The organism is Brevundimonas sp., from assembly GCF_036659295.1.
In the GTDB taxonomy this organism is placed as follows: Bacteria; Pseudomonadota; Alphaproteobacteria; order Caulobacterales; family Caulobacteraceae; genus Brevundimonas.
The window spans coordinates 39819-49156 of sequence record NZ_JAVXCU010000012.1 but is presented as its reverse complement, the minus strand read 5'-3'; the positions used below and the strand labels follow the sequence as shown (position 1 = coordinate 49156).

Below are 9338 nucleotides of genomic sequence, written 5' to 3'. Positions count from 1 at the left end.
GGTGGATTTCCCAAAGGGTCGACAGGTAGGCGATGATGTCGTCCACCGGCCAGATCAACTCGGCCAGATCGGCGTCCTGCTTCACTTCGCCATTGACGGTCAGCTTGATCGCGCCGTTGTTCGGATCAAAATCGCCTTCGCCTGCCTTGTGGATCAGGCCCAGTGGCGATGACTGTTCGACATTCTTGCCGGTATCCCAAGGGCGGCCCTGTGCGCGGGCTTCCAGTTGCAGATCACGGCGCGTCATATCCAGACCGGTGGCATAGCCCCACACATGGTCATTGGCGTTTTCGACGGCGATGTTGCGACCGCCCTTGCCGATAGCAATGACCAACTCGGCTTCGTAATGGAAGTTTTCCGTCATCGTCGGATAGGCGATGGTTGTGCCGTCCGGCACCACCGTCTCGGCCCATGCGGTGAAGAAGAACGGTGGCTCGCGGTCAGGGTCACGCCCCATTTCGCGAGCATGGGCGGCATAGTTGCGGCCGACACAGAAGATGCGACGGACCGGAAATTCATCGCCCGTCGAGGTTTTGGCCAGAACCGGCGCTTGCGGTTGGAACAGCAGGCTCACGAGTTTTCTTCCTTGTAGAGATTCAGTTTTTCCTGACAGGCCTTGTCCGAATAGCCGAACAAAACCAGTTGGCTTTCGGCCTTGAAGACGGCCTGCTTCCATGACGGGACGACAACGATGTCGCGCGGGTTGAGAGCGATGGTTTCGCCTTCGATCACGGCCTCGCCGGTACCTTCAACCACGACAAAGATCGTACCGTCGGTAGAGCGGCGTGGCAGGGTTTCGAAACCCGCTGGCATCAGGCGTACATGGGCCGAAATGGTTGCCATGATCGAGCCGCCGTTGACCGGGTTCAGGAACTCCAGCGCATGACCCAGATGCGGGTCGATCTGCGCGCCCGAAGTCGCCATAGCATCCAGCGTCGGGCGCCATTCCGCATAGGGATAGTGGAACAGAGGCTGATGTGACGGACGGCGGTCTGCCGTGTGCCCCTTTAGCGGTCGCATATTGCGACCATAGCGGGTCAGGCTGTCACCGGCTGGTACCTGTTCGGGGAACTGGTCCTCGGGATAGTGCTCGGCAAAGCTGGCGTCGAAGTGGCGTACCGTCGGGATATCCAGACCATCCAGCCAGATCATCGGCTTGTCGGTCGGGTTGCAGTGATCGTGCCACTGTCCGCCCGGTGTCAGCACCAGATCGAACGGACGCATGATCGCCTTTTCGCCGTCCACGGCGGTGTAGGCGTCTTCGCCTTCCATGACAAAACGCAAAGCACACTGGCTGTGTCGGTGCGCGGGGGCCACCTCGTTCGGCAGGATCAGTTGCAGACCGGCATACAGACTGGGCGTGATGCTGGAGGTACCGCCGAGACCGGGATTTTCAAGGATCAGCACCCGGCGCTCAGCCTGTTTGGCGCTGATCAGATCGCCCGCCCGCATCAGGTATTCGCGGGCATTGTCATAGGACCACTTGTGGACCTTGGCGGGCGACTGCGGTTGAGGTAGCACCAGAGCAGCCAGCTTTTCCCAAAGCGGATAAAGACCTTCAGGCTCCATCTGCTCGTACAGGCTTTCGAGTTGAGCCTGATTATCGTTGGTCAATTGGGTCACGCGATCAGCCCTCCCAACCAACGTGCAGCACACCGTCGTGCAGCTTTACCGGAAACGTACGAACAGCCACCGAACAGGGGGCATCCACCGCTTCGCCAGTCTTTACGTTGAATGTGCCCTGATGCAGCGGGCACTCAATCAGGTCACCATCAAGATAGCCATCGGCCAGACTGGCCTTGCCGTGGGTGCACAGATCGGCGGTGGCGAAATACTCGCCCTCGACCGCATACAGGGCAACGCTGATGCCATTGACGCTGGCCTTGGCCACGCCGTGTTCTTCAAGGGCCGAAGGCGGCAAAGTAGCCACCCACGACAGAGCCAATGTGTCGGTCATGCCGGATACACCAGAGAGTTCGGGATCATTTCGGAATCGAACACGACCACGCGTTCGACAAAGCGGAGGGCGTCGCCATCGCGCACGATCTTGTCGTGGCAGACAGCCGACAGGACGATGTCCGAGTGTTTGTCGATCAAGGTCTGCACCACTAGAAGATTATGGCGCACCGAGATCACGCCATTCTCCTCCCCCAGCAAACGCGGGGCGGTCGGGAAACGGCGATAATAACGCGGGGCATACATCTGGGTGCGGGTCAGGCCCGTCACACGGTCTTTCAACATGCCGCGGCTTTCGGCCTGCATGGTGCAGAGCGTATAGCCCGCCTCGAAATTCTCGCGAGGGATCACGCGATAGACGCATGCCTCGGTAAAGAACTCCGGCCACGCATGCAGGTCCACATCGTCCAGCGCACCGTAATAGGCATCATAGAGGTCGCGGACCTCTTCTCGGGTGAGGTTCGTCATGTTCATAGTCCGATCACCTTGCGCCAGTAGCGCCACATGCCACGCACGGCGGTTTCGGTGACCTGATGCTCGGTCGGCTCGATCTCGCGGCCGCCCATAAGCAGGATCATGTTCTTGTCCGGTGAACCGGCGGCACCCTGCTGGGTCATTTCCAGCACTTCGCCGTCATCTGCCGATACAAATCCGGCCGGTCCGAAAAGGTTAGCCTGGCGGGTACGACGCAGCTTCATTTCGTCGGTGTCGTCGGCATAGCACCAGTGGGTCCAGTGGAAGTCGAACCCGTTCGGCCCCTTGGGTACAATCTGGCGCGTCGTCAGACTGTTGACCTGTTGTTGCAGTATGACACTGGGGAAGATGGTGATCATGCCGACCGTCTCTTCGCCGGGGAATTCCTGCACCACGTCCATGACGCGCGGATCCTCCAGAACCAGATCGCCCTGGAAGTTGCGCACATCGGCCAGGTCTTCCGAGGCTTTCTGCTCGCCCTTTCGCGAGATCAGGATGCCGTGGCGGCCATGGTCGTCGATATCGACGGCAGACTTTTGGTCTGCACGAAACAGGCCGAAGGTGGCGAAGAACACATGCAGCAGGCCCGCATGGTACGGATCCTTGATGTTCTCCTGCATCTGTTTCCAGTTGGAGGGGATGTGCTGGCGGTTATAGCCAAGCACCTGCAGCTTACGACCGTCATAGACGCGGGTGTAATGCTTCCAGAACTTCTCACCGAGGTATTCGCGGAAGGCTGGTGTCTCGTCCGAGAAGGTCGCCCAGACCACGCCGTTGACAACCTCGACACGCAGTTTGTTCAACCCGTTATCTTTCAGGTCGAAATCGGCTGGCATGCCGCCCTGACGCTTGACCCCCCGACGGAAGGGCACGCCCTGCAGGTCGCCATTAAGGGCATAGGACCACTGGTGATACGGGCAGATCAGCTCTTTGGAATGCCCAAAGCGCGACTGGCAAAACTTCACACCCTTGTGGGCACAACGGTTCTCGACGACTGAAATCTCGCCCTCTTCCGAGCGCACCATGATGCAAGGCTTTTCACCAAGCGTCGTAGTTTTCCAGTCCCCGACTTCGGGGGTTTCGCATTCAAGACCGACATACAGCCAGTGTGGGCCGTACCAGATTTTGTGCAGTTCATCCGCATAGACCTGCGGGTCCGTATAGACCCAGTACGGCACGGCAGCGTCGGCATCCGACGGCCAAATGCGCTCGGGTCTTGCCTCGGGCTGGGGCGTAGCGATGGTCACAGAAATAAGCTCCCGAACTAAAATTTGATGCAGCAATCTCACGTCGCCGTTGACCGCATTCGTGTCGTGGTTTTTGATCTATGTCAAATGCATTGCATCTAGTGCAACGAATAACGGAGATCACAAATGCCTGAACGGATCATCATCATCGGTGCCGGACACGCCGGAGGAACCGCCGCCATCACATTGAGAGAGCTCGGTTTTAAAGGCTTCTTGACCGTTGTCGGAGAAGAAGAACACGCCCCGTACGAGCGGCCTAATCTATCAAAAGGATTTCTCTCAGGTGAGGAGACTGAGCCAGTCTGGCTGGTTCCGCACGAGCGTTGGGAAGCGCTGGATGTAGCTTTCAAGTCGTCAAACTCAGCAGTCGCCATCGACCGTGAAAAGAGCGAAATTCGGCTATCTGACGGCTCGTATGTAACTTTTGACACACTGATTCTGGCCACCGGTGGGCGCGTCCGTACGCTACCCCTGCCCCACCATGATGCCGTGCATTACCTGCGTACTACCGACGATGCCCGCGCTCTTGCCAGCAAGGCCAAGACCGGTGCCAGCGTCCTGGTTGTCGGAGGTGGCGTGATCGGGCTGGAAGCCGCTTCGACGCTCAAAGGTATGGGGTTGTCCGTGGTGGTCATTGAGGCCAGCGACCGGTTATTGGGACGTAATATCCCCTCCGAACCCGCACAATGGATGACCGATGCCCACACCCGTATCGGTGTCGAGATCCGGCTTGGATGTGCCTTATCCGCTCTTACTGATGGTCAAAATGGTGCTGTTACGGCCAGTTTCGATGACGGCACGAGCCAGGATTTCGATCTGGTGGTCGTTGGCATCGGCATCATTCCCAACACAGATTTGGCCGAAGCCTCGGGACTTTCTGTGAATGGCGGGATTGTTGTCGGAAGCGACTACCGATCGCCGGACGATGCCCGAATCTTTGCCATCGGTGACGTTGCCGCCCGTCTGGGCAGCCGTATGGAAACCTGGGCACACGCCCAGACTTCAGCCCGCATAGCTGCCCATGCCATCCTCGGACTGCCGCCCGAACTCGAACCCACGCCATGGTTCTGGACCGACCAATGCGGCCATAACTTACAGATTTTGGGCGAGCCAGCATCCGCAGATGCTGTCATCGCCCGTGACAATAATGTTCGTCTTTATATGCGCGAAGGCATATTGGTCGCTGCCATTTGCATGGATAAGCCGCGCGAATTTGCTGCAGCACGTCGCTTGATCGGCAAAACGCTAAATGCAGAACTGGCTGCCGATCCGGCAACCGATCTGCGCAAAGCCGTTTGATCGTCACAAGCTCAGACGGTAGGGCGAACCCCGCCCGTCTGAGCTGTGATCTGATCACACACTTCGATCAGCCGCAAAAGCGCAGCCTCGTCATGGTCGGGCTTGAAGACTTCGGTAGCCAGCCCCGTCGCCGTAAACACCACCTCGCCCTGAAGGTCGAAAATCGGCACTGCGGTAGCCCGTAACCCAGGAATGAGATCGCCCCGAATGGCTGAATAACCCAAGCTACGAACGCGCTGCCGCAAACCCTCGACGTCGATCGGCTGAAACTGGGCTGTGGTCTCGCGATCCACCATCTCGGCCGTATGGCTGGGCGGACGAAAAGCCAAAAACACGTGACCCGTTGCCGAACTCAACAAGGGCAGTCGCGCACCAACCGTCAAAGATGTTGAAATCGGTGGCGTACCCATAATCCAGCGCACAACTATGGGGCCGGCAGGTCCCAGAGCGGCCATCTGGATGGTGCGCCCTGTTTCACGCACATATTCGGTTAAGGCCACAGCAGCCTCGCGGAAAGAATCCATCCTTCCCAGCGCAGCCAATCCCAGGCGCAAAGCCCCTGCACCAAGTTCGTAACGGCCTGTGGCCGGATCCTGACGCGCCATACCTGCGGCAACCAGACTGGCCAGATACCGGTGCGCCTGCGAGGCTGAAAGGTCCGATGCCTGAGCAATCACACCCAATGCCGCCGCTCCATCCAGAGAAGCGAGCACATCAAGTACACGCAGGCCTATTCCGACCGACTGGATGCCTTGGCGGCGATCACTGGGTTCTGTCATAACGCGGTTTTCACTCAGAAAATGCCAAACGTAAATTGAATCGTCTTTAAAGCGGCTTTGCTTAGCTTAGGTTCAGCATGCTCTACTGCAATCACTCCGATACTAACAGTTAACTGGGCTGAGCAAAAACATCAGCCCTACCCAACGCGCCATCAGACGGTAGCGGCCACCCAAGCGGTATCCGCATCGCCGCGAAAGCGACGAAGTGTGGCCTGCTGATCAGACGGCGCAGTTCCAACTGAACAAGCGCCGCACTGTAGGATGCCAGTCCATCCGTTGTGATGCTTTCGGGCTCAAGCAAAAGACGTCTGAGTAGCTGCAATGCCGCCTCTGCATCCCACCGTCGCTGAACGATGATGTCCAAAACCTCACCTTCGTCATCGACCGCGCGCGAGATACATACGCCAGCCACCGATCTTGCAGACCATTTCATCAACATGCCAACGGGCTGTCGGGGGGATTCTCCGCTTCTTCAATCGCCGTGCAATCAATGGCCCGAATTTGATCGTCCAGCACCGGACCGTTTCGTAACTGGCATCAATTCCGCGTTGCGCCATCAACTCCTCAACATCGCGGAAACTCAGGCTGAAAACAAAGTACAGCCAAACAGCATGGCGGATCGCCTCTGCCGGAAAACGGTGACGCTAGAACGATAGATGCTTTAAAAGCCTCATGTATCCGAGACTTGCGAACACCAAATTGAGTATTTTTAGCGTGAGAAGCTCAGCTCCATTTCACTGGGCGAGAAAATTCTGCAGTCTCGGCACGACAAAATCTAGAAAGACCCGGACACGCTCCGGCATACGAGGTCCGCCCAGAAAAACAGCGTGGATCTCTTCCTCATCTCGATCGATCACATCCGAGAGGACTTCTATCAGACGGCCTGCGGCCAGATCAGCGCGGACGTGATAGTCACCCATGCGGGCCAGCCCGACACCGGCCAATGCCATGCGTCGCACCGTTTCGCCGTTATTACCCAGTAGAGAACCGTGAACCACGCGCTCCACAACTCGCCCGCTTTCTTTAAGTGGCCAGACGGGAACCGCGCGACGAAAATTGAAGCCCAGACAGTTATGTTGTGACAGGTCTTCAGGAGTCCGTGGTGTACCGTAGCGCTCCAGATAGGCGGGCGAAGCAACGATCTTGCGATGCGCCGTACCGATACGGCGCGCGACGATGCCAGAGTCCGGCAAGCGCCCAACACGAAAGGCAACATCGGTACGGTCGAGGTAGAGGTCCACAATCTCGTCCGATAGCGACAGATCGACGACAATGTTTGGATAGGTCTGCCAGAACTCAGGCAGCAACGGCTCCAATCCCAACACGCCGAGCGCAACGGAAACATTTACCCGCACACGCCCGCCTGTAGCCGCCGCACCTTGGGATATTTCCTGTTCGATCAGGTCCAGATCCTGCAACAGATTCAAACTGCGCTCATAATAGGCTTCCCCCTCGGAAGTCAGGGACAGTCGACGGGTGGAACGCTCGATCAACCGCACGCCAAGCCGGGCCTCCACCCGCGAAATCAGCTTACTGACGGTTGACGGCGTCATGCCCAATTGCCGGGCCGCTTGCGAGAAACTCCCGCTTTCTACTACCCGCAGGAAGACCTGCATTTCACCGGCTCGATTGTCCATCGCCGCACCATCAATGATTTTATTTCACAGATGATGGGAAATTAGAGGCAATTATCAAGCTTCAATCGAAGTCTTACCTCTCGCCTTGTCCCTCAGTGAGTTTCAGCGAGGAGTTTTCTGATGCAAACCGTTACCGCCCATGGCGCAGCGATCCCGGCACTTGGTTTCGGCGTTTTCCGCATGTCAGATGCAAAGGTCGAACGCGTCGTTCCGGCCGCCCTCGAAGCCGGTTTTCGTCATTTTGATACCGCCCAGATCTATCAGAACGAAGCCGCCCTCGGTCGTGCGCTACAGACCGCTGGCGTGCTTCGTGAAGACCTGTTCCTGACCACCAAGGTTTGGGTCGACAACTATAGCGCCGACACCTTCGCCGCTTCGGTCGACGAGAGCCTGGACAGGCTGAAGGTCGATCAGGTCGATCTTTTACTGCTGCACTGGCCAGCCGATCAGGTCCCGATTGCCGAACAAATAGAACGGCTCAACGCGGTTAAGTCGGCTGGCAAGACACGTTTTATCGGCGTCTCTAACCAGAACATCGCCCAGATGCGTGAATCCGTTGAGCGCTCCGCCGCACCGATTGTGACGAACCAGATCGAGCTTCATCCCTATTTGCCACAGCACGCCCTATCTGCCGCTGCCAGCCAAGCTGGCGTGGCCGTCACGGCCTATTTCAGCATGGCCGATGGTGCCGTGCCCAAGGATGAGGCCCTGCAACGGATCGGTGCCAAATACGGCAAGAGCGCCGCACAGGTCGGCCTGCGCTGGCTGATCCAGCAAGGCTATATCGCACTATCCAAGACCGCGAACCCCGCTCGCGTATCCGAGAACATCGCCATTTTCGACTTCGCCCTTGAGGACGACGACGTGGCCGCCATCGCCACTCTGGCCCGCCCCGACGGTCGCCTTGTCAGCCCCGCAGGTCTGGCACCGACTTGGGACGTCTGAGGAAGATACACATGGATTTAACAGCCTCCCCAACCACAACGCCACGCGCAACGTCCGCACAGGCCCGCTGGGTCCTGCTGGCACTTGCCGTCGGTGCCTTCGGCATCGGCACCACAGAGTTTTCGCCCATGGGGCTTCTGCCCGTGATCGCCGAAGGGGTAGACGTTTCAATCCCGACGGCAGGCCTTCTCATCAGTGCCTATGCCATTGGCGTTATGATCGGGGCTCCGATTATGACGCTGGCTTTTACCCGTTTTGGCAAGCGCACAGCCCTCATCCTGCTGATGTCTATCTTCACCATCGGCAATCTGATGTCGGCTATGTCCCCAGGCTATTTCACCCTGCTGGCTGCGCGTCTGGTAACAAGCCTCAATCACGGGGCTTTCTTCGGTCTGGGTGCAGTTGTGGCGGCCAGCGTTGTTCCCAAAGAAAAACAGGCCAGTGCGGTTGCCGCCATGTTCATGGGGCTGACCATTGCCAATATCGGCGGTGTTCCTGCTGCCACATGGATTGGCCAGCAGATCGGCTGGCGCATGGCCTTTACAGGCACGGCCCTGATCGGCGTTTTGGCCATAGCCGCTCTTTGGCTGGTCCTTCCCAAAGGTGAGCGCGGCGTCATGCCCGATGTCCGGCGCGAGTTTCATGTACTGACACGGCCCGCTGTGCTGTTGGCCATGGCGACCACGGTCATGGGGGCTGGCGCTATGTTCACCCTCTACACCTATGTTGCTCCGGCGCTTGAAACCCTGACCGGTGCGTCCAACAGCTTCGTGACCTTGAGCCTGGCTCTGATCGGTGTCGGCTTTACCATTGGCAACTGGTTGGGTGGTCGTCTGGCCGACTGGTCACTGGACAGCGCGACCAAGGTTTTCCTTGGTGCCCTGACCATCATCATGTTCGCCTTGCCATTCCTGTTGAATAGCCATGTCGGAGCCGCGATCGGCCTCCTGCTCTGGGGTGGCGCAGCTTTCGCCATCGTCCCTCCCGTGCAGATGCGGGTA

Annotated in this window: 11 protein-coding genes; 3 read left to right on the top strand and 8 right to left on the bottom strand. The window is 58.2% G+C overall.

Annotated features, from left to right (window positions below):
- The 5 genes from RSB01_RS04180 to RSB01_RS04160 form a co-directional block, all read right to left on the bottom strand.
- Positions 1–574: fumarylacetoacetate hydrolase family protein (locus RSB01_RS04180; RefSeq protein WP_332625100.1), on the bottom strand; the 574-nt coding region annotated here is incomplete at its 3' end.
- On the bottom strand, positions 571–1623 hold the full coding sequence (gene gtdA / locus RSB01_RS04175) for a gentisate 1,2-dioxygenase (RefSeq protein ID WP_332590480.1): 1053 nt from the start codon (positions 1621–1623) through the stop codon (positions 571–573). The genes gtdA and RSB01_RS04180, both read right to left, overlap by 4 nt.
- A 4-nt stretch (positions 1624–1627) precedes the next feature.
- Positions 1628–1957: a non-heme iron oxygenase ferredoxin subunit gene (locus tag RSB01_RS04170; RefSeq protein ID WP_332590479.1), complete on the bottom strand. Its 330-nt coding sequence runs from the start codon at positions 1955–1957 to the stop codon at positions 1628–1630.
- Positions 1954–2430, bottom strand: a complete 477-nt coding sequence (locus tag RSB01_RS04165) for an aromatic-ring-hydroxylating dioxygenase subunit beta (RefSeq protein ID WP_332625098.1) — start codon at positions 2428–2430, stop codon at positions 1954–1956. The genes RSB01_RS04170 and RSB01_RS04165 overlap by 4 nt, the downstream gene beginning before the upstream one ends.
- Entirely contained in the window at positions 2427–3677 is a 1251-nt protein-coding gene (locus RSB01_RS04160; protein WP_332625097.1) for an aromatic ring-hydroxylating dioxygenase subunit alpha, read from the bottom strand. Before RSB01_RS04160 ends, RSB01_RS04165 begins: the two co-directional genes overlap by 4 nt.
- 126 nt (positions 3678–3803) lie before the next feature.
- Here RSB01_RS04160 and RSB01_RS04155 point away from each other — a divergent pair, with 126 nt between their 5' ends.
- Positions 3804–4976: an FAD-dependent oxidoreductase gene (locus RSB01_RS04155; RefSeq protein ID WP_332590476.1), complete on the top strand. Its 1173-nt coding sequence runs from the start codon at positions 3804–3806 to the stop codon at positions 4974–4976.
- Between the two features lie 11 nt (positions 4977–4987).
- Here the strand turns inward: RSB01_RS04155 and RSB01_RS04150 are convergent, their stop codons facing one another.
- The 3 genes from RSB01_RS04150 to RSB01_RS04140 form a co-directional block, all read right to left on the bottom strand.
- A complete protein-coding gene (locus RSB01_RS04150) occupies positions 4988–5755 on the bottom strand; it encodes an IclR family transcriptional regulator (RefSeq protein WP_332590475.1) in 768 nt (255 codons plus the stop codon).
- A 109-nt stretch (positions 5756–5864) separates the two neighbouring features.
- On the bottom strand, positions 5865–6188 hold the full coding sequence (locus tag RSB01_RS04145) for a DDE-type integrase/transposase/recombinase (RefSeq protein WP_332590487.1): 324 nt from the start codon (positions 6186–6188) through the stop codon (positions 5865–5867).
- Positions 6189–6489: 301 nt separating this feature from the next.
- Entirely contained in the window at positions 6490–7392 is a 903-nt protein-coding gene (locus RSB01_RS04140) for a LysR family transcriptional regulator (RefSeq protein ID WP_332625095.1), read from the bottom strand.
- A 120-nt stretch (positions 7393–7512) separates the two neighbouring features.
- On the opposite strand from RSB01_RS04140, the gene RSB01_RS04135 reads away from it, so the two are divergent.
- Positions 7513–8337: an aldo/keto reductase gene (locus tag RSB01_RS04135; RefSeq protein ID WP_332591320.1), complete on the top strand. Its 825-nt coding sequence runs from the start codon at positions 7513–7515 to the stop codon at positions 8335–8337.
- A gap of 11 nt (positions 8338–8348) precedes the next feature.
- Positions 8349–9338 (top strand): MFS transporter (locus RSB01_RS04130; RefSeq protein ID WP_332625094.1); only part of this gene is annotated, 990 nt, incomplete at its 3' end.

Coding starts and splice junctions, on each gene's coding strand:
- RSB01_RS04155 (WP_332590476.1), top strand. CDS start 3,804: ATGCCTGAACGGATCATCATCATCGGTGCCGGACACGCCGGAGGAACC.
- RSB01_RS04165 (WP_332625098.1), bottom strand. CDS start 2,430: ATGAACATGACGAACCTCACCCGAGAAGAGGTCCGCGACCTCTATGAT.
- RSB01_RS04135 (WP_332591320.1), top strand. CDS start 7,513: ATGCAAACCGTTACCGCCCATGGCGCAGCGATCCCGGCACTTGGTTTC.
- RSB01_RS04145 (WP_332590487.1), bottom strand. CDS start 6,188: ATGAAATGGTCTGCAAGATCGGTGGCTGGCGTATGTATCTCGCGCGCG.
- RSB01_RS04170 (WP_332590479.1), bottom strand. CDS start 1,957: ATGACCGACACATTGGCTCTGTCGTGGGTGGCTACTTTGCCGCCTTCG.
- RSB01_RS04150 (WP_332590475.1), bottom strand. CDS start 5,755: ATGACAGAACCCAGTGATCGCCGCCAAGGCATCCAGTCGGTCGGAATA.
- RSB01_RS04140 (WP_332625095.1), bottom strand. CDS start 7,392: ATGGACAATCGAGCCGGTGAAATGCAGGTCTTCCTGCGGGTAGTAGAA.